This window comes from Paenibacillus sp. PK1-4R, from assembly GCF_030369595.1.
GTDB lineage: Bacteria > Bacillota > Bacilli > Paenibacillales > Paenibacillaceae > Paenibacillus.
Genome location: NZ_CP126535.1, coordinates 4,803,843 through 4,829,265 on the forward strand (window position 1 = coordinate 4,803,843; position 25,423 = coordinate 4,829,265).

Here is a 25,423-nt window from a genome sequence, read left to right on the forward strand (position 1 = left end):
TTATAAGGAAAATCGGTGCACATACAAAAAATCGGGATATATATGGAATTCCACATATATATCCCGAAGTATTCATATTAGACTTCAGAACAACTTATTTCTCTTCCAGATATGCACGTGTGAAGTCAATAGCTCCACTGAAATCAAGTTGTACGCCTTTCAGGTAAGGCTTGGTCAAAGATACGTTAGTGTAGTAATAGATTGGCATAACGCCCATTTCATCTTGAATCAGGATTTTCTCAGCGTCAGCAAATGCAGCCATACGTGCAGCTGGATCAGCAGATTTTACAGTGTCTTTAACATCTTTGTCATACTGTTCGTTGCTGAATTTGGAATCATTGTTTGTGTTTCCAGTAGTCCACATTTCCAAGAAGTTGTATGGATCGTTGTAGTCAGCAGACCAACCTGCACGAGCTACTTGGAAGTTTTGGTTTTGACGGTTCTCAAGGAATACGCCCCACTCTTGGTTTTCTGTTTTCACATCAACACCAAGATTTTGTTTCCACATGTCAGCAACCGCCAAAGCGATTTTCGCGTGACCATCACTAGTGTTGTAGATCAACGTAACAGCTGGCAATGTTGTGTAACCTTCTTCTTTCATACCTTCAGCAAGCAATGCTTTAGCTTCTTCCACATTTTCTGTGAAGTAATCGTCTTTGTGCTCATCACGGAATTCGCCGTTTTCACCACGGATACCTGGAGGTACAAAGCCGAATGCTGGAATTTGTCCACCTTGTGTAACTTTGTCAACAATCAGCTGACGTTGAATTGCCATTGCAAATGCTTTACGGATTTTAACGTTGTTAAATGGTGCTTCGTTTACGTTGAACTGATAGTAGTACGTACTTGCAATACCAGTAGCTTTGAACTCGTCCGGCAATTCCGCTTTTACAGAAGGAATTTGGTCGGATGGAATTTCACCGTTAGGTGCACCAGTGTAGTCCAATTGTCCTGATTTGTAAGCTTGCAGTTCGGAAGCACTGCTGTTCGTCAGAGACATATCGATTTCAGCCAATTTAATATCGGCAGCTGCATGGTAACCATCGTTTTTCTTCACAACAATTTTTTGACCTTTGGAGTATTGATCCATTACAAATGGTCCGTTAACGATCATGTTTTTGTAGTCTGTGAAGAATTTGTCATTTGTGTCAGCAGATGCATGTACTGGGTAGTACGTGTAGAATGCTGTCAGACCCAAGAAGTAAGGTGTTGGGTTTTCCAACGTTACTTCCAATGTGTGCTCATCAGTAGCTTTAACGCCTACTTGTGAGAAATCTGTGACTTTAGTACCTTTGTATGTTTCATCTTTGCTGAGGTTGTAACCTTCAGCGCCTTTAATATAGTACAATTGGTATGCATATGGAGAAGCTGTTTCCGGTTTCAAAGCACGTTCCCAAGAACGAACAAAGTCTTCGGCAGTGATTGCATCACCGTTGCTCCATTTAGCATCCGGGTTCAGGTTGAAAACATATTTCAAACCATCTTCGGAGATTGTCCAGTCTTTAGCTACGCCCGCTTGTTCTTTACCATCAGCATCGATGCGTACAAGACCTTCATACAAGAATTTCAAAACTGTGTTGGTTTGGCTGTCTTTTGCTTGAGCCGGGTCCAACGTAGGAGGTTCAGCTGACAGGTTGATTTTCAGAATTTGATCTTTAGCAAGACCATTTCCTTCGCTTGCAGAACCAGTATCGGTGTTACCTGTGCCTTCGTTTTTCGATCCGCACGCTGCAAGTACGGTACCGAACGCCAAAATCAGCGTCAAAAGGACTAATAGACTTTTCCTTTTCATCTAACACGTTCCCCCTAAATTGATATGGTTTATATGTTTATAGATTATACAACCACCGGTCAAAAAAATCTACATTACTTTTTCAGAAAGTAATGTTTTTTTCAGTTTTCGACAAAATCGACACATTTTTTAGCCCTTTTGCGTTATGTAACCTCACATCTGTTGCATGAAGTATCTAATTAATCCAAATAAAGTAAACAAAACATACCCGAAACTCATAATGATGAAGGCCATGCGCCATACGGCCCGGAACATTCTCCCCCCATCGACCTTCCCCTTTAGTCGATTTTGCGCACCTCCGATGAATCCAAGTGCTAGTAGTATGAGTAATAGTGTCAGATAAAAACCAAAATTCGAATCAAATGTTAAGTTGAATAACGCCGATACTGAAAAAACAAGAAAAAAAGTGGTTACATCCATTGCCATCCGCATGGCGTTCCGTTTGTCTTTTTTCCATACGTACATTCCCCAATAAACAAGAAAGAACGGAAAAAAGGGCAATATGCTCAACACAATAAAAAGTCCCATTAATTCACTCCTTCCGGTTGCATTCCTTCAATCAGATGAAGCAGTATTTCATGTGTAGGTGCAACAAGGTCCAACTTCTGTGCCATTCTTACAATATGACCGTTAATTGACCTCACTTCTGTAACACGTCCAGCGAGAACATCTGCAAGCATGGAGGAAGTATTCGTGGCAGTAGAACGACAGACCGATATAAGTTGATCCCACATATCCTGACCCAAACATATTCCACTTGCAGAGTAGATTAACAATACTTCATCATATAACTGGCGCATTAGCCTCTTTCGTTCTTCCTTGACGATCAGTTCTCCATTAGGGATTCGCCATAGTGCCGTAAGCGGGTTAATGACTGAATTAATCAATAGTTTCCTGTATATCAGCTTATCGATTTCATTCGACACTGTACAGTCAAATCCTGCCTGCTGCAACGATCCCGACAGAGTAAATGTTCTCTCCTTCTCTATAGAGGCAGAAGCTACTATATGTATGTTGTACCTCCCCAGCCTGGTTTCACCTGTACCTGCACGAGTTACCTGACTTTGTGTGCGCTTCGCACCTTCTGTTGTAACCGCACTACACAGAAGCGACTTTGGCAAAGCTGCTTGAAGTTTTGCCAGATGGCCCATCCCATTTTGGAAACAAGCGATATTCAGCACATGATCTTGTAATGGACTAATCTCATGAATGAAATCATCAATGCTTGTCTGCTTAATCATGAGCAGCAACCATTCTCCTGGTGTGTTCTTCCATGTGTCAGCCAGCTCACTTATAGGTTTCGCCTGTATTTGATCCGGTAGAATATGTATCTCCTCGCCACGTTCCACAATGGTTACTCCATTATGGCTGAGGAGGTCAGCCTGAGCTGTTGTTCTCGTCCAAAATCTGACCTGGTTACCTGACGCCAGCAGTTTCCCGCCATACAAAAGACCCAGTGCCCCCGCTCCTACGATGTCAATGATCATATGATGCACTCCTCTCCGCTTCAGTAGTTGCTCTTCTATTATCTATAATAGAACAAAAACACCAAACTAAAAACCCGTCATACCTGCCGTTGTGTAACGGAGGTGTGGCGGGTTCATACCTGACTTTCACAAATCAAACGTCTGAACTTGTTATTCAATTCGTTCCAGATTCCCGTTGGCATCCATCTTGAAACGTGTCTTAAGTTCCTCTTCTTCTTCGGACAAAAATGCGAGTCTGCGAGCCCGATCCATAATCTGAATCAAAGCTTTGTAGTCGTCATTCACCACACGGTAATCCGTCTGTACTTCATTCACTTCCTTGGAGAGACGGTCATTCTCAAGACGTAGTTCAAGCAATTCATCTTCTTTCTCGCGAAGCTCCTTCTCCAGCATCTTGAGTTGACGATTACTCTCCTGCACTGTTCCCTTCCATTGCCGCAGGAAGCGGATTACTGCATCCATCGATAATGAATCGTCTGAGATCCCATCTGATTTGTACAGATGTTCTTCAGTGTCCAGTGTAGACAATGCTGCAACCTGCGGTCCGAGCATAGCTGGTTGCTTTCTGAGATAACTTCGTTTTTGTCGTTGCGCCTTGGCGTTACTGATGGCAGAATCATACTTTTTACGTACACAACTGTTCCAGCGAAAACCGCATGCGGCAGATGTTCTGCCTATTTTTTCGCCCACCTCTTCAAAAGCGGCCAATTGTGTACTGCCTTCCCGAATATGACGCAAAGTAACCTCAGCCAATATCAAATCGTCCTCTGTACTCCAAGCATCCTGTCTCACTGCAGTCATGCTATAATACCCTCCTAACAACATCCTAAAATAACCGTCCGCATTACCGGAAGCCCGGTATGTGAATTAGGTATAAAAGCTGCTTCATTCATTCTTATGCCTCTCATAGAGTTCATAGAATTGATTTCATACTAAAATGTATTTCCACATTCAGGCTTGCTCATACGTGACATACGTAAAACATATCCCTCTATACTTACATTGAGCAAAAAAAGAATTCGCTTTCATATCCAAATTTGTTTACACGTTTTTCCTTTCCCGGTATAATGTTGTGTAGACAATCTATGAACGTACTTAGGAGAGGAGGATTTACCGTGGCACGCATGTTTCGGGTACTCGGGTTCTTCACGCTTGCAATTGGCCTGATGGCTTTTGCGGGAGATCTGGTCGAAATGGCTTTGCTTTTTTTCCTGCAGACTGCGTTTTTTGTCATTTTGGGATACTTGAAATTTACCGAGCGAACGTACATATTGCTCTTCTGGGGTTATATGATCGTAACATTCACGGGGTTCAGCTACTGGACCGTATTCGAAATGGGGTTGCCGCTCTAATCCACCTGCAGCATCAAAGTGATCCGATATCTGTCGGGTTGCTTTTTTGTTGTGTTCAGACTAAATGATTGTTCGTGGTGTTATGTAACCACTAAGGATATTTCACGTATTTGTTTCATATATTGTCTGGAAGACAACAAGCCTGTACGATTGTCATTTAAGAAGTGGAAAGGAGAATGGATCGGTGAAACGTCAATACGGCATTGCCGCCTTTATATTATGCATCATTTTATTCCTCCAGCTACCTTTAGCCCATGCCTATGGAGAGTCTTCACCTGAGGATACACGTGAGATATTGCAAAAAAGTCTATCCATCGTTGAAATCGATCACGAAATCGAACGCATCGCCGAAAGGCAGAAGCAGCTGGCTCAACAATACGAGACATTATCCGTCCAGCTTCAGGAACAGGAAGAACAGATACATATTCAGCAAGATCGGGCCGGAGCTGTAGTAAGGTCTTACTACACAGGAGAACGCGACAGCCTCCTCATGACGGTCCTGGGAGCCAGGTCATTCAAAGACCTGTTTGTACTGTATGATTATTACCAGATTATTATCGGACGGGATCAAGCTGTGCTGGACAAGTATCAGGACCGTTATCACACCCTGCAACAGACTTCCACTCAGATTCATCAGACTACAACAGAATTAACCGAAATGAAGACTAATCTTCAAAACCAGCGGGAACGTGTAGTCACCTTGCAAAAAGAAATGGATGCCCAAATAGCCACCAGCGGAGATGCGGCAGCGATTCAGAAACTGATGGATGAACTGACCCTTTATTGGGAGAATATCGGCATCTATGAGGTGAAACGATATTTCAAAGCATTGTCATCTGCCATGCAGAACCTGCCCGATTTTATCCAAAAACAAAACGGAGGTATATCCACGACTGGAACAACGTATACGATTCGAATTGGGCAGGATGAGCTTAATGCATTTCTGCGTTCCCAAAATCCAATCTTTGAAGACTTTGCCTTTCAGTTTAACCAGGATAAGATTATAGCTTCCGGTCAGCGGGATCAATTGCAATTAAGCATTGAAGGACATTATACGGTAGAAAATGAACCCCAAAACTCCATTCGTTTTCATGTGGACAAACTTGTATTCAACCAGCTTGAACTACCAGACACTACTCGCCGAATGCTGGAAAGAGAATTTGACCTTGGCTTCTATCCACAGAAAATCCTGTCGTTTGTCAAAGCAACCGATGTTTCAACAAGTGAAGGCATACTGGAAGTAAAACTAGCTATATCCTTTTAAAGAGTTGTTCAAAAAGTCCGCTTTTGATTACGAAGGATGCCTATTGGCATCACCAGCATCGAAGTTGAAAACCAGACTTTTTGAACACGAACTTAAAGTTAGTTCGTCGTTCTAATACTGTCTACGTATTGATTCGCTGTAATTTCTCCCTTTAGGAATTGTTGTACTTTTTTATGAAAACGAGTTATTAGAGCATGACTTTTGGTCGTTGCAGCGGGGACATCTTGGGTGGTTGAGAACCAGGATTGTCCCTTTGTCATGTCATAAGGTCCAACGAGTTTCTCAGACTCCAAATCCAGCTCCTGTTGCTTTGCGGGCAACCGGTTGACCTGTTGGTACCATTTCAGCTGTGTCGTAGCAGAGGTCATTCCTTCAATCCATCTACTGGCCTCCTCAGCCTCAACCGAACCCGCAGTAATGACAAGGCTTCTGGAGTTTACAGTTTCCAAGGTTTCCAAAGAAATCCGCTCCAAAGAATCTTTATCAACTGTACTCGCTTGATCCGCATTCAATAATTGAGATAACAATGATACAACCATCGGTGTGTCGTTTTGGTCAGCAGTTGGAAAGAACCCTGGATTGGTAGACTCAAGCCTAATAAGGGGCTGAATCTGATTCATCAACTGAATCCCCTGCTGAAGATCCCCCGTTTGCGAATCTATTTGTGTTCGTTTAACTTGATCTGGTGCCATTCTCGGTTCCAAATGATTCAGCCACGCATTTGTCCCGTACATATCATTGATGTTCATTGTAATTAAAGGGATGCCTTCCGTAATGGCTTGTTGAGTAAGTTTGACCCACTGATCTTTATTTCGAGGTAATGACTCCAGACCAGCTCTCTTCAGAAATGAAGATTGTGCAGCCAGAATGTACGGATCAAAATCAAAAGGCATTCCCCACTGATAACCATTCCACTCTGTCATTCCCCGTAACCCAACTACCGTATCTCCTAGCGACTTCGATAATGTTGTTCCGTTTAACGGATACAGGTACCCTTTTTGGGCATAGTATTGCACTTCCTCACTATCAAGTAGAACAACATCACCGTTCTCCCCCAGTGAAAATTCAAGATCCAAAACATGCTTATATGTATCCGGCTTCTCATTCCGAAGATTAATTTCTACCAGCTGGGAAGCAGCAACTTCTTTAGCTATTTTTTGAAAGGCTTGAAACTCTTCATCCGACATGGCCACTACAATCTCCAGCGGAGCTTGAGCATCTTCATTACGGGACAACGAACCCGGAAAGGTATCCTTCTCCTGGTCGCGTTCCTGATTGAGCTGTGAACCTCTAAAGTCAAAACTCGGTGACAAGATCGTTAACGAAAGCAGCAATACCGCGAACAAAACAACCTGATGTCTACGCTTCATTAACTTCCCTCCCTGTTCACCTAGTTTTTTCCTGCAGCAATTATTGTAACAAATAAGTAGTACTCTTGTCCTACCCTGCCGAAAAACACTTTTTCGGATTTTTGCATAATACGAGCATATCGAGTTCTGTGTAATAACGCTTACTTATTTTTTCAGCAAAAAGCCGGCTCCAGGAGCCGGCTTCAATAACAACATTTTCCGGGAAATAAATCCCCTTAATTTTACAATAAATCAGCTGCAAGCTGTGCCAGCTTGGACCGTTCTCCTTTTTCGAGCATGATGTGTCCGCTGATTCCCTCTTGCTTGAACCGTTCCACGATATACGTCAGGCCGTTACTGGCAGAATCAAGATACGGATGGTCTATCTGCTCAGGGTCTCCCATCAAAATAATCTTACTGCCTTCACCGACCCTTGATACAATGGTCTTCACTTCATGGCGGGAGAGATTCTGGGCTTCATCAATTATGATAAACTGTCCAGGTATCGATCTTCCACGAATATACGTTAAAGCCTCCACCTGAATACTGCCAAGCCCCATTAGAATTTTATCGATATCTCCAGCTTTTTTGGTGTCAAACAAAAACTCCAGATTATCATAAATCGGCTGCATCCATGGACGAAGTTTTTCTTCCTTCTCACCAGGCAAGTAACCGATATCTTTCCCCATGGGAACAACAGGGCGAGCGATCAACAGTTTTTTGTATTTATGATCATCCTCTACCTTAAGCAGACCTGCTGCAAGTGCAAGCAAGGTTTTCCCTGTTCCAGCTTTACCGGTGATGGTAACAAGCGGGATGTCATCATTCAAAAGCAGTTCGAGTGCCATGCGTTGTTGTGCGTTACGTGCGCTAATGCCCCAGACATTGTCATTACTGAGGAAAAGCGGCTCCAGCTTGGTTCCCTCTGTGTTCACTTTAAGCAAAGCCGATTTATTGGTTCCCATCTCATCCTTGAGAATGACAAATTCATTCGGATACAACGAATAAGACAATTGTAACGGTTTGATTGGTAAAAAACGATATGTGTAAAACTCATCAATCACTGACGGATGAACTTTTAGGGCCGTATAACCTGGATATAACTCACTGAGTCCTGCCGTCCGATCTGATAAGTAATCCTGTGTGAACAGACCAAGTACATCCGCTTTGATACGCACAAGTACATCTTTACTGACAAGCACGACCTGACGTTCGACTACTTCCTTTTCATTCTCCTCAATCTGATAATTCAGTGCGACAGCCAAAATGCGATTATCGTTGGACACTTCACCAAACATTTCCTGAACTTTCACGAAACTCCGATGATTCAGCTCTACTTTCAGGTTACCTCCATTAGCCAAAGGTACCCCACTGTGCAAGTGACCCAGCTCACGTAATCCGTCTAACAGTCTGGATACATTACGGGCATTACGCCCAATTTCATCGGCATTTCTTTTTTTGGAGTCGATCTCCTCCAGTACAACCGCGGGAATGATTACCTCATGTTCCTCAAAGGCAAATATGGCATTGGGGTCATGCAGAAGCACGTTGGTATCCAATACAAAAATCTTTTTCATTCAATCCCCTCCAAAGCGGCGTCGTTAAAGGCATGGATAGTGTGATCTTTCAGCAGCGGCATGGACAATCATGATCCCATACATAAATGTATTCGACTAGGGCAAAATAATTGTCAACCATTCTGAAAAACTCCGAGAAAGGATGAACATTTATGAAAATATGGGTTTGCACGCTGCTTCTGATCTTTATACTTACAGGTTGCAACAGTTCCACACGCAGCGCTTCGCCGAATCAAGGGTCACATGCGAAAGGTTACGGAGGAAATGTAACAACTCAGCAAGATCAAGGGAAAGGATCTCACATGCTCAATGCACAGGAAGATCGGATGAATCCTTCACGTTTGGACCGCCTCAATGAGAATACAGGTGAAGTCCATGATACCAACATTGCGGATGATGCACAGAGTGGCCGGATGCCCAATGAAAAACGAATCAATCACCTTAAAGCCCTTGCCAAGCAAGTGGAAGGTGTTGAAGATGCGAACTGCGTCATACTCGGTAATACAGCCGTAGTTGGCATCGATGTTGATGGTGAACTGGAACGTGCTCGGGTTGGTACCATTAAGTACGCTGTTGCCGAGGCACTTCGCAAAGACCCCGAAGGTGTAGATTCCATCGTTACTGCTGATGCAGATGTCACTGAACGAATTAAAGAAATCGGTGAACATATTCGTCAAGGGCACCCCATCTCCGGTTTTGCTTCAGAACTTGCTGACATGGTGGGACGAATTATCCCTCAACTCCCGAAAGACGTCAAAGTCCGTCAAAATCCGGATGAAAACGTGAATCAAAAACAACAAATGCAGCAGCTGCATTCATCTGACAAAAGACAACAAAAAGCCCAGTGATCTCTCACTAGGCTTTTTTCATGGCAGCAAAAACCTGCTCATCTAATTTCTCAGCGGCACGCTGATCATATATTTTGACGTATTGAGGCACAGAGGACAATTGAGCGCCGTAAAACAGAGCATTCCTCACCGCTTCAATTGTAATGTCGAAACAGCACATATTAAATGGAACGTCCTGCAGCGGATCTTGTCGTACCGCAGCACGTCCGTTCACTGCGTACACCGTCTCTTCTCCAAAGACAGTCACCGTAATGAGCGGATTAGTAATCATGTTATTCACTAAACGTGAACGATGATCGATCGCTACACGAAAAGTAGAAGCATTCTCCGCATAAATCCAGGAGATGGCAGTTGAAGTCGGACCTCCGGATTCTACATCCACTGTGCTCAGAAGCACAAAGGTCTCATTCTTGAATTGCTGTAAAAGAGATTCAGTTAATTGTGTGACGGCTTCGGACATTCAACCAGCCCCCTAACCTTCTTTATGCAATTCTTGTACTTGGTTTATGTTATTATAGCATACCGATTAACGTGCTTCCAATCCCAAAAGAATGAAGGTTATTCGCCTGAAGGTGAAGCCATTACTTTACCTGAAAGAGTATCTTGTAAAGCCTGCTTGGCATTGGCGAGTTCCGTCTCATTAATATACACATATGGACTTCTCCACTCTCCGGTAACCGGAGTATAATGCACATCCGAGGTCGAAATGTTCCAATACGTCGAGATAAAGTTTTTCATTTGTTCCGATTCCACATCTGTCGTCATGTTCTTGTCAACTGCACCAATTACTTTGCTGATCTTTGTAATGCCCCCAAGAGATTTCATCTGATCCAGCATGGAGTTCAGCACTTGGTTTTGACGTTTGTTACGATCAAAGTCATTGGATTCATCAGTCTTTGGATTACAATTGGATTTGCGGTAACGAACAAAATCTAGTGCTGCTTTACCATCGAGATGTTGCGCGCCTGCGACCAGATTGATATCTGTACCATCGGCTGTATCTCTATAACACATATTTTTATCCACAGTCACATCCACGCCACCCACGGCATTGACAGCATCACGGAATGCCTGAAAATTCAGGACGGTTGTATAATTAATATCTACATCCAAATACTTGCCCATCATTTCTTTCATCTGATCCTCTGCATTTTTGCCAGTGGTTTTTTCCTGTGCTTTGAATCTTGGATAATAGGAATTCAGCTTGTTGGATTTGTACCCATCCAATTGAATACGCGTGTCTCGAGGCAAAGATACAATGGTTGCCGTCTTGGTCTCCGGATTCAACGAAGCCACCATAACAACATCCGAGAGATATGTGCCAGTTTCAGGACGGTTATCTGTGCCTAATAACAGCATCGTGATCGGTTTGGTTGTGGCTGACATCCCGGGAGGTACCGGTTTATCGATACCTGTATCCACGACTTGATTGTATACCCAGTACGCATATCCACCGCCTACCACAATGGCAATAACCAATAGACTTAAAAGGATTCTGCCAAAAGCATTCATTCTCTTTTTCTTCTTAGGCTGCTTGCCCTTGCCATTCTTCGATCCAGAAGCACCGGATTGCGTTGGTGCCTGTCTCCGTGGAGGCAGTCCGTTCGAATTTGAGTTCATATCTTCAACACCTTTATCACATCTGTTTTTGTCTAAATAAAAGACAACCGCTTTCCCTAAGGAAAACGGATGGTCTGTACAAGACAGGATTTATGAGTTTCGAGCGGCAGCTTCCGCTTTTTTCTTTTGACGACCTTCAATAAAATAACGCACTCTCACTAACAACATCAAACCAACCGCGACCAACAAACATTGAATGATGGGCAGCTTGTCAATCTGAAAAATAAGAAGCATGAATGTGCCCATCGCCATCAAAATATAGAGAACGATTTCCTTACCAAGTGGCAATTTCTGACGTACCCGAAACACCTTGTTATATACGTAAGTAATCAATACAAAGATGACGATGTAGGCTACGATCGGGTGTGATGCGAACCATGCTTGCATGCACAGCCAGCTCCTTTCGTGTTCATGCTAGGATATAAGTTAACTATTGTGAAACCCTTTCGATAACTCTGAATAAAACACACATCGGAGGTGACCGTTCCGGTATCGGATCGTTCTTTTGATCGCTGTTATCCCCAGATTTTTTTGATCCATTTTTCAATGGTAAAATCCGGGGATAAAGGCGAACGCTTCGCTTCTGCAGAATCGATTCCGATCCCTTCACTACTTCCACTGTGCGTAACATCGTTAACTTCTGTGTTCCATCAAATGCTAACTTATATATATTATTTTGTTGTTATTAGGCTTTCGAAGCCATTTTGCGTTGTTTTTCTGCACGTTCACGCTCGGATTTGTTCAGGATTTTCTTACGAAGACGAATAGATTTTGGTGTAATTTCACAATATTCATCTTCATTCAGATATTCAAGCGCCTGTTCCAAAGAGAAGATAATCGGAGTTTTAATTTTAACCGTATCATCTTTACCGGAAGAACGAACGTTAGTCAGTTGTTTTTCTTTGCAGATGTTAACAACGATATCATTGTCACGTGTATGTTCACCAACAATCATACCTTCGTAGATCTCAGTACCTGGCTCCAAGAAGAGCGTACCGCGATCCTCAACGCCCATCATTCCGTAGAACGTAGATGTACCCGTTTCAGTGGAGATCAGCACGCCTTGGTGACGTCCACCCACTTGACCGGATACTACTGGAGCGTAGCTGTCAAATGCATGGTTCATTACACCGTAACCACGAGTCAATGTCAGGAAGTTGGTGCTATATCCGATCAAACCACGTGCTGGAATTAGGAACTCCAGACGAACTTGACCACTACCTGTGTTGACCATGTTAACCATCTCTGCTTTACGTGCGCCCAGGCTCTCCATTACGGAACCCATGCTTTCTTCAGGGATATCAATCAACAAGCGCTCAAGAGGTTCCATTTTCTTACCGTCTACTTCTTTAACGATAACTTCTGGTTTGGATACTTGAAGCTCATATCCTTCACGACGCATATTCTCAATCAGGATACCTAAGTGAAGCTCACCACGTCCGGAAACGACAAATGCATCCGGGCTATCCGTTTCGTCAACACGAAGGGAAACGTCTGTTTCCAATTCTTTTAACAAACGCTCACGAAGTTTACGGGAAGTTACCCATTTACCTTCACGACCTGCGAATGGACTGTTGTTCACGAGGAACGTCATTTGCAGTGTAGGCTCATCAATTTTCAAAACTGGAAGTGCTTCTGGATTATTTGGATCAGCGATGGTTTCACCAATGTTGATGTCCTTGATTCCTGCAATGGCAACGATGTCGCCTGCTCCTGCTTCTTCCGTCTCAATACGTTTGAGACCCTGGAAACCGAACAGTTTCTCGATACGTGCAGTTTTGCTCTTACCATCACGCATAATAACCGTTACCGATTGTCCTTGACGGATCACACCGCGGTTAACACGACCAATGGCAATACGGCCAAGGTATTCATTGTAGTCCATCAAAGTAACGAGGAATTGAAGTGGTTCTTCAACATTTTCGGTAGGGTGTGGGATATGACTAACGATGGTATTGTAAATCGCCATCATGTTGTCATCCTGTTTTGCAGGATCATTATCCATGCTGGATGTTCCGTTCAATGCGGAAGCATATACAACAGGGAATTCAAGTTGTTGATCGTTGGCACCCAGTTCAATGAACAGGTCCAATACTTCATCAATAACCTCAGTGGGGCGAGCCGCTGGACGGTCAATTTTGTTAACAACAACGATTGGTGTCAGGTTATGCTCCAGAGCTTTACGAAGCACAAACTTCGTTTGTGGCATACAGCCTTCATATGCATCAACAACGAGCAATACGCCGTCAACCATTTTCATGATACGTTCCACTTCACCACCGAAGTCGGCGTGTCCTGGTGTATCCACAATGTTAATCAGGTAATCTTTATAAGTTATAGCCGTGTTTTTGGCCAAAATCGTAATACCGCGTTCACGCTCCAAATCGTTGGAGTCCATTGCGCGCTCCTGTACCGTTTCGTGATCACGGAAAGTACCGGATTGCTGGAGCAACTTGTCGACGAGCGTAGTTTTCCCGTGGTCGACGTGGGCAATAATCGCAATATTGCGAATGTGTTCTCTTGAATGCATGGTTTGTATCCATATCCTTTCCAATTTCAATTCTTATCTACTAAACTTCCCGCAATTTCGCAGGTTACTCACAAAATAAGCGTCGGTGATATCCCGACGCATGTCTATATCCCTTATATTATAGTTTATTATAGGTAAAAATCAAGATATTTCGCACGAAAAGACCACTGGGAATGTTACCAGCCTCTCCCTTGACGTCCTCGCCCAAGCAATAACCAGACTCCGGCCAAGATCAAAAGGACAGCAAGTACATAGATTATTCCCGTTTGCAGCAAGGTAAATCCGAATAATAGGATGGACACCGCACCAAGGATCAAAGCTGCAGGTAACACATATTCCGGTCTTCGCCGTTCAGCCATTCCATATTCGAGTAGCCCTATGGCGATCCCAAGCAAGAATGCTGGCCACAGCCTGCTCATAAGTCCAGCGCCCCATGTATTCGTAATACTGAATAAAACACCATACACCGTTAGTATGCCGGCAGGAACGAGTGACCATGATGGTGAAATGCGCGCATAATATAACGCATGAAGGGCGATGCCTGGCAGCAGGATCAGCAAAGGCCAGAAATTGCGACCAATAAATCCAAACACGCCAAACTTGCCAAGCAGAATAATCATTCCCGCAGCTACAATAAATAGTCCAATCGCTTTTTCATTTCTCATCCTCATCTGCAATCACCTCTTATACTATGGCTATGTACTTTATTTCTTCATAAACGATACGCATTCCATGCTGACTGTTGATTTTCAAACCTGTAATCCTGCTTCTAGTGTATCCGATGTTTCGGCAAAAAACTATACTTTATGTCGCACTCTGCGTGTGTCCTTTACCTGTATTACCCTAAAATGTGCAACTTATGACCAGCCCAATGGTTGTTGTATTTACAAGCGTATTCTCTCAACACAAAACCGCCTAAACCCGACGGTTCAGACGGTCATATGTTCAAGCTTTTATCCAAAATTAAACTATGCGTTCTTCCGCACAAATTTATGTGCGCCTCCAATCGCAACCACAAGACAAGCCATTGCTACGGGTAGCAGCGTATGCACCTCTGATGCCATACCTCCCAGCCATTCTCCTAACTTGGGGTCTTTCATCACCATCTCACCTGCTGTGAAGGCTAAGATGCCTGCTCCGGCGAATACAAGAATCGGAAATCGCTTCAACAAACCAACAATTAACCCGCTCCCCCATACGACGATGGGGATACTGATTGCAATACCAATGACAATTAAAGCCAAATCTCCATCTGCCAAAGCCGCTATGGCCAAAACGTTATCCAGACTCATTACAAAATCGGCAATCAGAATGGTTTGAATGGCTTTCCAGGTCGTAGAAACTTCTCGAATATGTACTTCATCATCATTTTGAAGCAGCAGCTTTACTGCAATCCAGAGTAGCAACAGCCCACCTGCTGCTTGGATAAAGGGAATTCCCAGCAATAATACCGCTACAAAGGTTAATACGCAGCGTAACACTACCGCACCAAAAGCCCCCCACCATACCGCCTTTTTACGTTGTATTGGTGGAAGATCCTTGCTGGCAAGCGCAATAACAACCGCATTATCTCCACTCAATACCAGATTGATCATTAAAATTTCAGTTAACAGCCATAGCGTATCCATGTCCTCATCCCCCCACATTAACTTGTATGTCAGAGTTGTCCATGCTATTCTTAATGATTGAACCGTATATAAGGAGTGACATATCTCATGGAGCTATTTAGTCCCACATTCTGGCTGGCTTTGCTGAACGTTGTCTTTATTGATCTAATTCTGGCTGGGGATAATGCCATCGTCATTGGTCTCGCAGCTCGAAATTTGCACCCTTCCGTGCAGAAAAAGGCGATTCTATATGGAACTGGCGGCGCACTTTTGATTCGAATTTTAGCAACAGTTGTTGTTTTATGGTTGCTTAAAGTTCCGTGGCTCTTGCTTGTGGGAGGCATACTTCTGATCTGGATTGCCTATAAATTATTGGCGGATCAGGGAGATGAACACAATGATGTTCAGGCGGGAACTTCCTTGTGGACCGCTATTCGTACCATCGTGATCGCAGATGCAGCCATGGGATTAGATAACGTGATTGCAGTTGCTGGAGCAGCGCAGCAGCATCTCGTGCTTGTCATCCTTGGACTCCTGATTAGTGTACCGATTATCGTCTGGGGCAGTACCCTGTTTATCAAGCTAATTAATCATTTTCCTTGGATCATCTATGTCGGAGCCATTGTTTTGGGGTATACGGCTTCTAATATGATCACTGAGGAACGGCGACTCTTGCCTTACTTTACTGAACATCCGGCATTGCGCATTCTCTTCATCGTTGTCGTTATTGCAGGCGTAGTCTTTGCAGGTTATCGCAAACGCTCCAGCAGTTCCAGCCACAAGGGATCTGGCGGGGAACAGCAACGCTCCTATTCGTAGGCTAATTCAAACTAAAAATTTCATCTGAATACAGCAAAGGACTGAACGATATTTCATCGGACAGTCCTTTTTTGCAGTTAACATAGCCCTTATTATGTCAGCCATGCTAATTTTTATTGAGTTTAGAACCAGTCATCCTTCATGCCATTGTCGCCCGTCTGATTCGTTACCACAGAAGTTTCACCCGCGTGCAGTGTGATCGTTTCAGTTTGTTCCACCGCTTGATCCACCCATTCTGACAGATGGCTCATTGTTGATTCAATTTTATCCACAATTCGAAGATTTGGATTGGTTGAAGGTGACTTTGGCACAAAGAGAGTACAGCAATCCTCATATGGCAAAATAGATATGTCATACGTTCCGATCTGTTTGGACAGGGTTATGATCTCCTGTTTATCCATCATAACCAGTGGTCGCAAAAGTGGCAGATCTGTCGCACGACCAATGACATTCATACTCGGAAGAGTCTGACTCGCTACTTGGCCCAGGCTATCCCCGGTGATCAGTGCGAGTGCCCGCTCACGCTCGGCAAGTTTGGAGGCAATTCGCAGCATTGAACGTCTCATCAGGGTAATAATCAGGTTGTCCTGACCCAGCTGGGTAAATGCCGTTTGGATCTCCGTAAATGGAACCAGATGCAGCTTGATTGTTCCTGCATGATCAGCAAGGGCACGCGCCAAATCAATGACTTTCTCTTTGGCACGTTGGCTTGTGAACGGGTAACTGTAAAAATGTACACATTCCACTTCCAGTCCACGGCGCATGGAAGACCAGGCTGCCACCGGGCTGTCTATCCCACCTGATAGCAGTACCATCGCTTTGCCATTTGTACCCAGCGGAAACCCACCTACTGCCGGAATGGTTTCGTTGAAAATATAGGTGCCCTGATCCCGAATTTCCACTCTCAGCTCAATATCAGGTTGGCGAACATCAACACTCAATTGCTGGAACTTCCGAAGGATCGGGGAACCGACCAAATGGTTCATTTCATGGGAAGAGTTCGGGAACTCCTTCCATACCCGCCTTACATTTACCTTAAATGTGGTGCCTTCTTTGAATTCGTCTTCCCTTTCGTCCATAAACGCAACTGCTGTTTTCACAATCTCATCAAGCTCTGATGGTGTAACTTTAACTGGACTAATTGACATCACACCGAATACCCGCTTCAGCACCTTAATCAGTTCAGTATGTGATTCACCGCCAAGATCCACATAGACACGGCCATATTCTTTGCGAAGGCTCGCTCCTGGATAAGGTTTAAGCAAAGCTTTCACCTGTGTAATGATCGTTTTTTCAAATCGGGCACGATTTTTCCCTTTTAACATAAACTCTCCGAAACGGAGAAGCAGCATATCATATTTCATATCCATTACATCCGCCTTTCGAGGGGCCGCAACTGCGCCACCATCTGATGTAAAGCCTGTTCAAGCAAGGCTACATCTTCTTCTGTATGTTCATCTCCAAGACTAATACGCAATCCGCCACCAGCACAAGCTGCATCTCTGCCCATCGCAATTAGAGCCCGACTCGGTTCAGCCGAACGCGAAGAACAGGCAGATTGGGTCGATATGGTTACACCAAGTTGCTCCAAGGTGTGCAGCGCCACTTCTGCCTTCATCCCGGGATAGGAGAAGTGTACAATATGAGGTGCACCCTCTGTGCGACTGTTCAATTCAAATTCAGGAATGGCACGTATCGTTTCCATCAGTCGATCACGGAGCACCGTTGTACGTCGGGCAAAATCAACCTGCCCTTCTGCTGCCATCCGCATGGCCTTTGCCATGCCTACCAGCAAGGCCACGTTTTCTGTGCCTGCTCTTAGGCCCTGCTCCTGTGATCCTCCTGACAATAGTGGCGTAAGTTCCACTCCACTTCGCACATACAGGAGACCTGCTCCCTTCGGTCCACGAATCTTGTGAGCAGACAGACTGTACAGATCTGCACCCCAAGCGACAGGTGTAGCCTTCATTTTTCCAAAGCCTTGAACACCATCCACATGGAAAAGCACTCGTGGTGCTTTCTTTTTGAGCTGTTTGCCGATTTCTGCAATCGGATGGATGGCTCCTGTTTCATTATTTACATGCATCAGACTCACGAGCACCGTGTCGGGCCTGATCACGTCTACAACCTGCTGAGCGTTGACCACTCCATCGGAATTCACAGGTAGTAATGTCACTTCCCATCCCCACTGCTGCAATTGCATAAAACTTTCATACACCGAGGCATGCTCGGTAGCCGTAGTGATGATGTGTTTGCCCCGTGACTGATAACGTAATGCCACACCTTTTATCGCAAGATTATTGCTCTCGGTCGCACCGGAAGTAAATACAATCTCCTCAGGCTTAACTCCTATAGCCGCAGCACAGCCGGATCGTGCACGACGCAGCAACTGATGAGCACGCTCTCCATACCCATGGATGGAGGACGGATTACCGAATTGTGTTTCCATAATCTCGGCCATCGTACGAATTACATCCGGATGGGGAGGTGTGGTTGCAGCATAATCAAAATATTTCAAATGAGGTTAGACCTCCCTTATCTCTTCGTTCATGAACCTACAGTGAGCATTGTAACATGATACCCGTACAACACAAAAAGACCAACCGGGAACAGGCGTTTCAAGCGCTACTGCTCCCACATTTGATCTTGGCTTGCCTATCATTGTTATCGCAAATGTCTTTCTGTGAATTTAGATCACATACTTCGACTGTGCCTTCTCCACCTTGGAGATATAATTCTGAGTTTCGGAAGGCAGACGGTTAAGTACACTCATCAGTTCGCTATCACTCGACACACCCAGACGTGAAACACGGCCAGGTCCTGCATTATATGCAGCAAGCGCCATCTTCACTTCTCCACCGAAACGCTGGAGCTGAAGGGAAAGATACTTCGTACCCGCATCAATGTTCTGGGCAGGATCAAATGAATTACTCACACCCAGCCCTGCAGCCGTGCCATCCATTAATTGCATGAGCCCTTTGGCACCGGCAGAGGACACCACATTTGGGTTAAAATTAGATTCTGTGTCAATGACGGCCTTGATCAATGATTCAGGAACACCGTATTTGGAACTTGCCTCGGCAATCAAAGATTCATAATCCGTAGGTACAGATGCACCGGAATCCACGATTCCTGTATTGGATGAAGATAATAAAGACTCAACGATGTTATTGGGGACAGAGGACGATCCTGCCGTATTTATATCCGGATTGTACGTGCTTCCGAGTTGCAGCCACAACAAACCATCACTGGATCTTTTGGAGACCGTAGCGGTGGAATCCGTATTGCTCGTCGAATTGGCACCCGTGCCTAACAGCCCGTCCATCACATTGGCGAAATCCACTGTTGAACCAGCATCCGATTGTGATCCACTGGTTTGGTTATTCACATTGGATAATTGCAGTTCCAACAACTGCCGCGATCCGCTTGGATCAATCTGCATGAGTTATACCCACTCCCGTATAATTAAGCGTATTATGACCTTATTCTACATCGTTTTACAGCAAGGTTCCATTGTTTTCAAAAAAATATATGAATCTTCCCACCTAACCTGCGCATATACGAAAAAAACCTTCTGTAATTCACCACATTTGGGTGAGAACAGAAGGCTTTTGAATGAACCATTTTACACGTTAGCGAGCAAATGGAATCATGAAAAAATAACTCAGCGTGGCTACAATACCCAGTCCAATGGACCAAGCTCCCGCTGTCTTACGACCATTCACATATGCATAGTAACCCAGTACGGCTGCGGCCGGTCCAAGTACGATTGACCACATGAACAAAGACGCGATCCCGAAGGCAAGTCCCATGTAACCCGCGACCTTGCCTGTTGATTCCATGACGCGGTCTGCCTCATGTTTCTCAGGTACAGGCTCTGCCCGTTCGGTACCTCCAGTTCTTACAACAGTCGGAGGAGCGACCTCTGCCCCATATTCTTCCCGATGTGCTTTTCTGGGATAATCGACGCGCATACGCTGTTTTTCACCGTCACCCTTGGTTTCAGGGCGATCTTCAATATTAAACTTATTATCATCATTTTTCATTGGGAAGCACCTCCGTTATGAATAGGGATGACTGCTCACTTGGGTTTGAACGTGTGACAGCATGTTGCAGAGGATGTGCGTGCGTGATCATGGTGATCGGAGTCAAATGTCTCACCGGCAAATTCCTCATGCAGACGACGGGTGGCATGTTGGTCAATGTCAATCATGATGGCATCAGCGTGGCAGAAGTTGTTTTCTCCCCAAAAGTTGCAGTTGGAGACGCTGCATTTGACAATTGGTTTGTCTTGGCTCATTTTTTATCACCTCGACTACTATTGTCTCCCCGCCACAAACCTGATATTCCCCGTCAAAATGCCAGATGATGACATGATCACACCTCGTCTGATTCTCACTAAAAACACAAAAAAACCGCCACAAGGGCGGTTTCGTCCAATTTCATATTAAGGTTTAAACGTTAATTAGGCGTGATTCCGTTGATTTTGCATACGGCGCTGAGTCAGGTAATCACTTTCATAATATGCCAGATCATCGCGCAATTCTTCGTACGTTTTGGAAACCTCAAGAATGACATCCCGTACTGCACGGATTGGCTTGTCACGGAAACGAATGGCATCTTGTCCTGTGTAAGCGTATCTTCCGTCTTCGGAATAACATTCATTTTTGGGATAGAAAAAGCTGTTTACGCATTGATGATACGTATTATAAAGAGCCTTTTCGGCAAAATCGACATCAAAGTTGGCACGACGCAGCACAACGCCAAGTTTTTCGTAAGAAACTTCAGAAAAAACGAGCAAATGACGGAGATCTGAAAGAAATCCTTTGTAGAAGGCTGTTGATTCTTCCGTCTGATTCTGATCCAGTTCAGGCAAAGCATTCTCATTCAAAAATTTTTCAATCCGATCGATAGCCGGTTTTAACTTTTCCCTAGTTGACTCACATGTTTTCTGTACATTGGCTGCTGACATAAAGGTAGCTCCCCCTTAAATAAGTCCTTACATATAGGTCGGCCAACGGTGGTTTTCCCCTGACCTTTGAATTCTCAGCTATAATCCTACCATAAAAAGATGACGAGCGGTATCCCTTAATCATGCTTTCCGCTTCTGCCGTTAAACATGCCTATTATCCGCAGTTAGACTCGAACTCGCCTGCATAAAAATATCCGCTTTTTCTAACGATAGATATAACCAGTGACAACGACGAAGCACTGTTAATGATTGTCCAAAATGAACGAAGGAGGTTCCATCCACCATGTCCAGACCGAAATGGATTAACTGGGCCCTTGCAGCTGGTGCAGGAGCACTCGCCCTGACGCTCTTGCTTCCAACATCCAATCGTCCAGAACCTAAGCCAAGTGCCCTGTCCGACTCTGCTCATGAAGAGCACACGAGTAAGCAGCGTCTGAAAGTGCAGGATGTCAAAGCAACCGATCTTCTGACCCGTATGGATGCCAAGCAACATCTCAGTATCATGCTGGAGAAAACCGCCACAATGAATGCTGCGCAGGTTAGCCGATATGTGAATGATCTCCAACGTTCACATGAACATATCAGATCCATTCATCTCATGAATACCAATGGCTCTTTTAATAAGCCCTTTGATCAGGCCTCTACACAAGGAAGCAAGTTGGAACAACAGAAGCTTCAACATTCGTTCAATCTTGCCAAAAAAGCGGTAAACAAACGTCAAAGTTTTGAATCCTCTTCTTTTCCTTTGGGAAAGGAAAAATATTTTGTTATGGGGCAACCCTCCAAAGATGGCAAAAGAGCTGTAATTGCCTTGTTCAGTCAGAACGTATTAAATGCTGTTGAACAACATCAGCGCAAAAATCTGCGTATGATCCCTTATCCGCGTGAGGGTAAGTTCAAAATTGAGTCTGTTCACCCGGATACGCTTAACGAAATTACAGTGAAAACTGGACATGATAATGCCAATGCCAGTCATTTTTATGAAAATGAAATCGTCATCCGTTTTCGCCAAGATCCCGGTGAACGGGATATGCGTATTATTAAATCCGATCTGAGAGCGCAATCTGCGCGCAAGCTGGGATACACGTATGTTTTTCGGTCAGAACACATGAGTTACAAACAATTGCATAGTTATTTCGAAAGCAAATGGAATCCACTCTATATGGAGCCCCACTATATGTATTTAACCAATGATACTGTAACTGAACAAACAGATGTAACGATACCCAATGACATTTTGTTCTCCGATTATCAGTGGAACCTGCCTGCGATTGAGACAAACAGAGGTTGGAATATTACCAAGGGAAACAAAGATGTCATCGTAGCAGTAGTTGATACGGGGGTTGATATGAATCACCCTGACCTGAAGGGCAAGCTCCTTGAGGGTTATAATGTGGTCGAGCCCGGAAGCCAACCTATGGATGATGTGGGACATGGGACACACGTTGCAGGCATTATCGGCGCTATTGTCAACAATAACGAAGGCGTAGCAGGCATGAGCTGGTATAACAAGGTACTACCCGTTAAAGTACTCGACAACTCAGGTTCTGGTACCACGTATGCCGTTGCCGAAGGCATCATCTGGGCAGCCGATCATGGAGCCAAAGTTATCAACATGAGTCTAGGCAATTATGCTGATGCGCAATTTCTTCATGATGCCATTAAATACGCTTTTGACCGGGATATCGTCCTGATTGCAGCCACGGGAAATGATAATACAGAGCGTCCAGGATACCCTGCTGCTTATCCGGAAGTATTTGCCGTATCTGCTACGGACCCGGATATGAGCAAAGCTTCCTATTCCAACTACGGAGACTATGTGGATGTGATGGCTCCGGGGTCCAGTATCGCCAGTACCTATCCAAACAATCAGTATGCGGCCTTGTCTGGAACGTCCATGGCCAGCCCTCATGTAGCGGCACTTGCAGGTTTGATTCGTTCGTTGAACCCGGACTTGACCAACACGGAAGTGATGGATTTGATGCGCCAAAGTGTTATTGACCTCGGTGATCCGGGTCACGACAAGTATTTCGGCTATGGTCAAATCGATGTCTATAAGGCACTGCAAGCCGCATCAGGCAACAGCGCTCCTTTGCAGTTCTGGCCGCAACATGTCAGACAACAAATGGATAATACGATGAAAAAGTATACGCAGTAAGCGTAATGAGGATAATCTGTAAAAAATACAAAAGCAGCTGCGCCCCGGGGCGTACGCTGCTCTTTTTGGTTTATATCCAATTCCCCGGGGCACCCGCTGCGATTAGCGTTTGCGAGAAGTTGTGCGGGCTTTGCTTGATTTTTTCACGGATTTTTTCTTCGGATTATGGCTGGATACATAACAAGGGTCTTCTTCTTTGACAACAACAGGATACATGTGGTGATGAATCGGAACACAGTGATGTTTTTTGATCACTTCAATCGGGTGGATTACAGGCACGATTTGTGGGATGTAATAATCCTCAACAACCTGGATCGGGTCACAGACAATCGGGCAAAGCGGTGGACAGTAATGGTTCATTTCAAAACCAACTCCCTTTCTGGTGATACTATAACCTATTGCAACAGATCGAAAGTGGATTGGATGTATGTCCATAGTCCGAAAAATTATATGAGCGGTAGCCTGTCCGCCACTGTCCCACCCTGCCCAGGTGTTACTCTGTCAATGACTTGGCACAGTACACGAAGTCCTTCACACAAAAGCTCAACGTTTGTTACAGTGAAGCAGATACGCAGACTTGGTGTATCCATCTCCCCTACATAACAGGCGGAACCGGGGAGGAAAGAGACCCCTGCAGCAAGTGACTGATGATGCAACTCACGCATATCCAAGTTACTCGGAAGTTGGAGCCACAGATTGAGTCCTCCCTCTGGCAAGCGCCATTGCATGCCCATAGTAGCATGCTCTTCCAGCACTTCAGATGCTGCGCACAAGCGAGAATACAATTCATCCCTCAATCGGGATACATAGGCACCGTACTGATTCTGAATGAAAGATTGCAGTGCCTTTTGTGTAAGCAGCGGACTCCCCAGATCCGCCGTAGATTTCGCGGCCACAAGCCGGGTCAATACACTTCCGTCTGCGATGGCGCAGGCTATACGGCAACCGGGAGACAACACCTTGCTGAAGCTTTTGATATATACGACATGACCTGTCCCATCCATCGATTTAATTGAGGCCGGGGGAGGGTCCCGAAAATAAAGATCTGCAAACGGATCGTCCTCCAGAATGAGGCAGTGGTAACTTTGCGCGAGATTAAGAAGTTGTGCTCGTCTTCTTGCGCTCATCGTGATACCTGTTGGATTGTGATAGGTCGGGATCGTATAGATCAGCTTGGGTGGATAGGTATCACATAATCGGGTCAACAGATCAATACGCATGCCTTCGTCATCCATCGGGACCGTAATGATCTTCGCGCCTCTACTCGTAAATACATCAATGGCTCCGGTATAGCTTGGTGCCTCCATGTATACAACATCCCCAGGTCCGACAAAAGTTCGTGCCACAAGATCGATCCCCTGCTGAGCACCACTTGTAATTAACATGCGTTCAGGTGCAGCCTGTAGTCCACGCTCGGCAAAGTGTTCGGCCAAGATCTGTCTAAGCTCCCGATCCCCCTGAAAAGATCCGTAAGCTGCCATACGCTCTGTATGATCAGAGGAGAGTCGGTAGGCGCTGTCGATAATCTCTCGTGTAGGCAACAGTTCAGGCTGAATCGCTGACATATGAAGTTCATACCGCACTTGAGGTGACGTATCAAAATGTCTCCAGAGCTGGGCTCGCGGTAAATAATCCACCAGTGCCATCTGCCAATTCCATGACGTACTGGATTCACTGTTGGCATTGTTTCGTTGCGTTCGGTCCACATCCTCCATCTGATCCACGTTCAATGTACCTCTCACATAACAACCTTTCCCCTGGGAGCAGGTGATCAATTGAATCGCTTCAAGTTCAGCATACGCTTTGGATACAGTGACCAGGCTGACACCCAAATCCGCGGTCATTTTGCGAACAGAAGGAAGTCGGGTTCCGGGTTCAATGAGTCCTGATCTGATGCGATCGGCAATCGTTAGCGCAATCTGCACGTACAATTTGGTACTGCTTCCCCGCTTTAATTCAATATGCATATGTGCTCCCCCAACTGTTATGATCTTCATTTTACTGTTATAGTGTAGTCCGTCTATTATAGTTTATAATATCAGTATAAC

General features: G+C 44.8%; 25 protein-coding genes. 5 read left to right on the plus strand and 20 right to left on the minus strand.

Annotated features, from left to right (window positions below):
• Nucleotides 1-94: 94 nt before the first annotated feature.
• From QNO02_RS20905 to QNO02_RS20920, 4 genes are all read right to left on the minus strand, one after another.
• A complete protein-coding gene (locus tag QNO02_RS20905) occupies nt 95-1,792 on the minus strand; it encodes a peptide ABC transporter substrate-binding protein (RefSeq protein ID WP_091028467.1) in 1,698 nt (565 codons plus the stop codon).
• A 153-nt stretch (nt 1,793-1,945) separates the two neighbouring features.
• Nucleotides 1,946-2,320: a DUF3397 domain-containing protein gene (locus tag QNO02_RS20910; RefSeq protein ID WP_091028465.1), complete on the minus strand. Its 375-nt coding sequence runs from the start codon at nt 2,318-2,320 to the stop codon at nt 1,946-1,948.
• Entirely contained in the window at nt 2,320-3,279 is a 960-nt protein-coding gene (locus QNO02_RS20915) for a ketopantoate reductase family protein (RefSeq protein ID WP_289389877.1), read from the minus strand. Before QNO02_RS20915 ends, QNO02_RS20910 begins: the two co-directional genes overlap by 1 nt.
• Nucleotides 3,280-3,429: 150 nt before the next feature.
• On the minus strand, nt 3,430-4,080 hold the full coding sequence (locus tag QNO02_RS20920) for an RsfA family transcriptional regulator (protein WP_076211575.1): 651 nt from the start codon (nt 4,078-4,080) through the stop codon (nt 3,430-3,432).
• Nucleotides 4,081-4,394: 314 nt separating this feature from the next.
• Here QNO02_RS20920 and QNO02_RS20925 point away from each other — a divergent pair, with 314 nt between their 5' ends.
• The gene (locus tag QNO02_RS20925; protein WP_017687281.1) at nt 4,395-4,631 is read left to right on the plus strand and encodes a DUF2626 domain-containing protein; all 237 of its coding nucleotides are present in this window, start codon (nt 4,395-4,397) and stop codon (nt 4,629-4,631) included.
• Between the two features lie 184 nt (nt 4,632-4,815).
• A complete protein-coding gene (locus tag QNO02_RS20930) occupies nt 4,816-5,895 on the plus strand; it encodes a coiled-coil domain-containing protein (protein ID WP_289389878.1) in 1,080 nt (359 codons plus the stop codon).
• 98 nt (nt 5,896-5,993) lie between these two features.
• Here the strand turns inward: QNO02_RS20930 and QNO02_RS20935 are convergent, their stop codons facing one another.
• On the minus strand, nt 5,994-7,265 hold the full coding sequence (locus QNO02_RS20935; RefSeq protein WP_289389879.1) for an ABC transporter substrate-binding protein: 1,272 nt from the start codon (nt 7,263-7,265) through the stop codon (nt 5,994-5,996).
• 221 nt (nt 7,266-7,486) lie between these two features.
• Entirely contained in the window at nt 7,487-8,821 is a 1,335-nt protein-coding gene (locus tag QNO02_RS20940) for a PhoH family protein (RefSeq protein ID WP_024628438.1), read from the minus strand.
• A 152-nt stretch (nt 8,822-8,973) separates the two neighbouring features.
• On the opposite strand from QNO02_RS20940, the gene QNO02_RS20945 reads away from it, so the two are divergent.
• Nucleotides 8,974-9,669, plus strand: a complete 696-nt coding sequence (locus tag QNO02_RS20945; protein ID WP_091028458.1) for a YhcN/YlaJ family sporulation lipoprotein — start codon at nt 8,974-8,976, stop codon at nt 9,667-9,669.
• Nucleotides 9,670-9,676: 7 nt separating this feature from the next.
• On the opposite strand, the gene QNO02_RS20950 is transcribed toward QNO02_RS20945, so the two are convergent.
• The 6 genes from QNO02_RS20950 to QNO02_RS20975 form a co-directional block, all read right to left on the minus strand.
• Complete coding sequence (locus tag QNO02_RS20950; protein WP_289389880.1) at nt 9,677-10,129, minus strand: pyridoxamine 5'-phosphate oxidase family protein; 453 nt, start codon at nt 10,127-10,129, stop codon at nt 9,677-9,679.
• A gap of 98 nt (nt 10,130-10,227) precedes the next feature.
• Nucleotides 10,228-11,289, minus strand: a complete 1,062-nt coding sequence (locus QNO02_RS20955) for an LCP family protein (protein WP_289389881.1) — start codon at nt 11,287-11,289, stop codon at nt 10,228-10,230.
• Between the two features lie 90 nt (nt 11,290-11,379).
• Nucleotides 11,380-11,676 (minus strand): YlaH-like family protein, encoded by a 297-nt coding sequence (locus QNO02_RS20960; RefSeq protein ID WP_036614990.1) that lies wholly within the window; start codon nt 11,674-11,676, stop codon nt 11,380-11,382.
• A 298-nt stretch (nt 11,677-11,974) separates the two neighbouring features.
• On the minus strand, nt 11,975-13,819 hold the full coding sequence (typA, locus tag QNO02_RS20965; protein ID WP_091028450.1) for a translational GTPase TypA: 1,845 nt from the start codon (nt 13,817-13,819) through the stop codon (nt 11,975-11,977).
• A 176-nt stretch (nt 13,820-13,995) separates the two neighbouring features.
• Nucleotides 13,996-14,490, minus strand: a complete 495-nt coding sequence (locus QNO02_RS20970) for a hypothetical protein (RefSeq protein ID WP_289389882.1) — start codon at nt 14,488-14,490, stop codon at nt 13,996-13,998.
• 297 nt (nt 14,491-14,787) lie between these two features.
• Nucleotides 14,788-15,447, minus strand: a complete 660-nt coding sequence (locus tag QNO02_RS20975; protein WP_133385547.1) for a TerC family protein — start codon at nt 15,445-15,447, stop codon at nt 14,788-14,790.
• A gap of 87 nt (nt 15,448-15,534) precedes the next feature.
• Here QNO02_RS20975 and QNO02_RS20980 point away from each other — a divergent pair, with 87 nt between their 5' ends.
• Nucleotides 15,535-16,245, plus strand: a complete 711-nt coding sequence (locus QNO02_RS20980) for a TerC family protein (RefSeq protein ID WP_133385548.1) — start codon at nt 15,535-15,537, stop codon at nt 16,243-16,245.
• A 122-nt stretch (nt 16,246-16,367) separates the two neighbouring features.
• Here QNO02_RS20980 and thiI read toward each other — a convergent pair whose 3' ends face one another.
• The 6 genes from thiI to QNO02_RS21010 form a co-directional block, all read right to left on the minus strand.
• A complete protein-coding gene (thiI, locus tag QNO02_RS20985) occupies nt 16,368-17,609 on the minus strand; it encodes a tRNA uracil 4-sulfurtransferase ThiI (protein ID WP_133386013.1) in 1,242 nt (413 codons plus the stop codon).
• Nucleotides 17,610-17,614: 5 nt separating this feature from the next.
• Nucleotides 17,615-18,763, minus strand: a complete 1,149-nt coding sequence (locus QNO02_RS20990) for a cysteine desulfurase family protein (RefSeq protein ID WP_289389883.1) — start codon at nt 18,761-18,763, stop codon at nt 17,615-17,617.
• Nucleotides 18,764-18,934: 171 nt separating this feature from the next.
• Complete coding sequence (locus QNO02_RS20995) at nt 18,935-19,687, minus strand: lytic transglycosylase domain-containing protein (RefSeq protein WP_289389884.1); 753 nt, start codon at nt 19,685-19,687, stop codon at nt 18,935-18,937.
• A gap of 190 nt (nt 19,688-19,877) precedes the next feature.
• A complete protein-coding gene (locus tag QNO02_RS21000; protein WP_091028434.1) occupies nt 19,878-20,291 on the minus strand; it encodes an MFS transporter in 414 nt (137 codons plus the stop codon).
• A 35-nt stretch (nt 20,292-20,326) separates the two neighbouring features.
• Nucleotides 20,327-20,545, minus strand: a complete 219-nt coding sequence (locus QNO02_RS21005; RefSeq protein ID WP_074095869.1) for a DUF1540 domain-containing protein — start codon at nt 20,543-20,545, stop codon at nt 20,327-20,329.
• Nucleotides 20,546-20,710: 165 nt separating this feature from the next.
• Nucleotides 20,711-21,217, minus strand: a complete 507-nt coding sequence (locus tag QNO02_RS21010; protein WP_062835484.1) for a YpuI family protein — start codon at nt 21,215-21,217, stop codon at nt 20,711-20,713.
• A gap of 283 nt (nt 21,218-21,500) precedes the next feature.
• On the opposite strand from QNO02_RS21010, the gene QNO02_RS21015 reads away from it, so the two are divergent.
• Nucleotides 21,501-23,375, plus strand: coding sequence for a S8 family peptidase (locus QNO02_RS21015; protein WP_289389885.1), 1,875 nt, complete (start codon nt 21,501-21,503; stop codon nt 23,373-23,375).
• 102 nt (nt 23,376-23,477) lie between these two features.
• Here QNO02_RS21015 and QNO02_RS21020 read toward each other — a convergent pair whose 3' ends face one another.
• Nucleotides 23,478-23,735: a hypothetical protein gene (locus tag QNO02_RS21020; protein WP_036615016.1), complete on the minus strand. Its 258-nt coding sequence runs from the start codon at nt 23,733-23,735 to the stop codon at nt 23,478-23,480.
• An 86-nt stretch (nt 23,736-23,821) separates the two neighbouring features.
• Entirely contained in the window at nt 23,822-25,342 is a 1,521-nt protein-coding gene (gene pdxR / locus QNO02_RS21025; RefSeq protein WP_036615019.1) for a MocR-like pyridoxine biosynthesis transcription factor PdxR, read from the minus strand.
• Between the last annotated feature and the right edge of the window lie 81 nt (nt 25,343-25,423).

What these genes read in the sequence shown, in the direction of transcription:
- QNO02_RS20905 (WP_091028467.1), bottom strand. Translation starts at nt 1,792, where the DNA reads ATGAAAAGGAAAAGTCTATTAGTCCTTTTGACGCTGATTTTGGCGTTC.
- QNO02_RS20910 (WP_091028465.1), bottom strand. Translation starts at nt 2,320, where the DNA reads ATGGGACTTTTTATTGTGTTGAGCATATTGCCCTTTTTTCCGTTCTTT.
- QNO02_RS20915 (WP_289389877.1), bottom strand. Translation starts at nt 3,279, where the DNA reads ATGATCATTGACATCGTAGGAGCGGGGGCACTGGGTCTTTTGTATGGC.
- QNO02_RS20920 (WP_076211575.1), bottom strand. Translation starts at nt 4,080, where the DNA reads ATGACTGCAGTGAGACAGGATGCTTGGAGTACAGAGGACGATTTGATA.
- QNO02_RS20935 (WP_289389879.1), bottom strand. Translation starts at nt 7,265, where the DNA reads ATGAAGCGTAGACATCAGGTTGTTTTGTTCGCGGTATTGCTGCTTTCG.
- QNO02_RS20940 (WP_024628438.1), bottom strand. Translation starts at nt 8,821, where the DNA reads ATGAAAAAGATTTTTGTATTGGATACCAACGTGCTTCTGCATGACCCC.
- QNO02_RS20945 (WP_091028458.1), top strand. Translation starts at nt 8,974, where the DNA reads ATGAAAATATGGGTTTGCACGCTGCTTCTGATCTTTATACTTACAGGT.
- QNO02_RS20950 (WP_289389880.1), bottom strand. Translation starts at nt 10,129, where the DNA reads ATGTCCGAAGCCGTCACACAATTAACTGAATCTCTTTTACAGCAATTC.
- QNO02_RS20955 (WP_289389881.1), bottom strand. Translation starts at nt 11,289, where the DNA reads ATGAACTCAAATTCGAACGGACTGCCTCCACGGAGACAGGCACCAACG.
- QNO02_RS20960 (WP_036614990.1), bottom strand. Translation starts at nt 11,676, where the DNA reads ATGCAAGCATGGTTCGCATCACACCCGATCGTAGCCTACATCGTCATC.
- typA (WP_091028450.1), bottom strand. Translation starts at nt 13,819, where the DNA reads ATGCATTCAAGAGAACACATTCGCAATATTGCGATTATTGCCCACGTC.
- QNO02_RS20970 (WP_289389882.1), bottom strand. Translation starts at nt 14,490, where the DNA reads ATGAGGATGAGAAATGAAAAAGCGATTGGACTATTTATTGTAGCTGCG.
- QNO02_RS20975 (WP_133385547.1), bottom strand. Translation starts at nt 15,447, where the DNA reads ATGGATACGCTATGGCTGTTAACTGAAATTTTAATGATCAATCTGGTA.
- QNO02_RS20980 (WP_133385548.1), top strand. Translation starts at nt 15,535, where the DNA reads ATGGAGCTATTTAGTCCCACATTCTGGCTGGCTTTGCTGAACGTTGTC.
- thiI (WP_133386013.1), bottom strand. Translation starts at nt 17,609, where the DNA reads ATGAAATATGATATGCTGCTTCTCCGTTTCGGAGAGTTTATGTTAAAA.
- QNO02_RS20995 (WP_289389884.1), bottom strand. Translation starts at nt 19,687, where the DNA reads ATGCAGATTGATCCAAGCGGATCGCGGCAGTTGTTGGAACTGCAATTA.
- QNO02_RS21000 (WP_091028434.1), bottom strand. Translation starts at nt 20,291, where the DNA reads ATGAAAAATGATGATAATAAGTTTAATATTGAAGATCGCCCTGAAACC.
- QNO02_RS21005 (WP_074095869.1), bottom strand. Translation starts at nt 20,545, where the DNA reads ATGAGCCAAGACAAACCAATTGTCAAATGCAGCGTCTCCAACTGCAAC.
- QNO02_RS21010 (WP_062835484.1), bottom strand. Translation starts at nt 21,217, where the DNA reads ATGTCAGCAGCCAATGTACAGAAAACATGTGAGTCAACTAGGGAAAAG.
- QNO02_RS21015 (WP_289389885.1), top strand. Translation starts at nt 21,501, where the DNA reads ATGTCCAGACCGAAATGGATTAACTGGGCCCTTGCAGCTGGTGCAGGA.
- QNO02_RS21020 (WP_036615016.1), bottom strand. Translation starts at nt 23,735, where the DNA reads ATGAACCATTACTGTCCACCGCTTTGCCCGATTGTCTGTGACCCGATC.
- pdxR (WP_036615019.1), bottom strand. Translation starts at nt 25,342, where the DNA reads ATGCATATTGAATTAAAGCGGGGAAGCAGTACCAAATTGTACGTGCAG.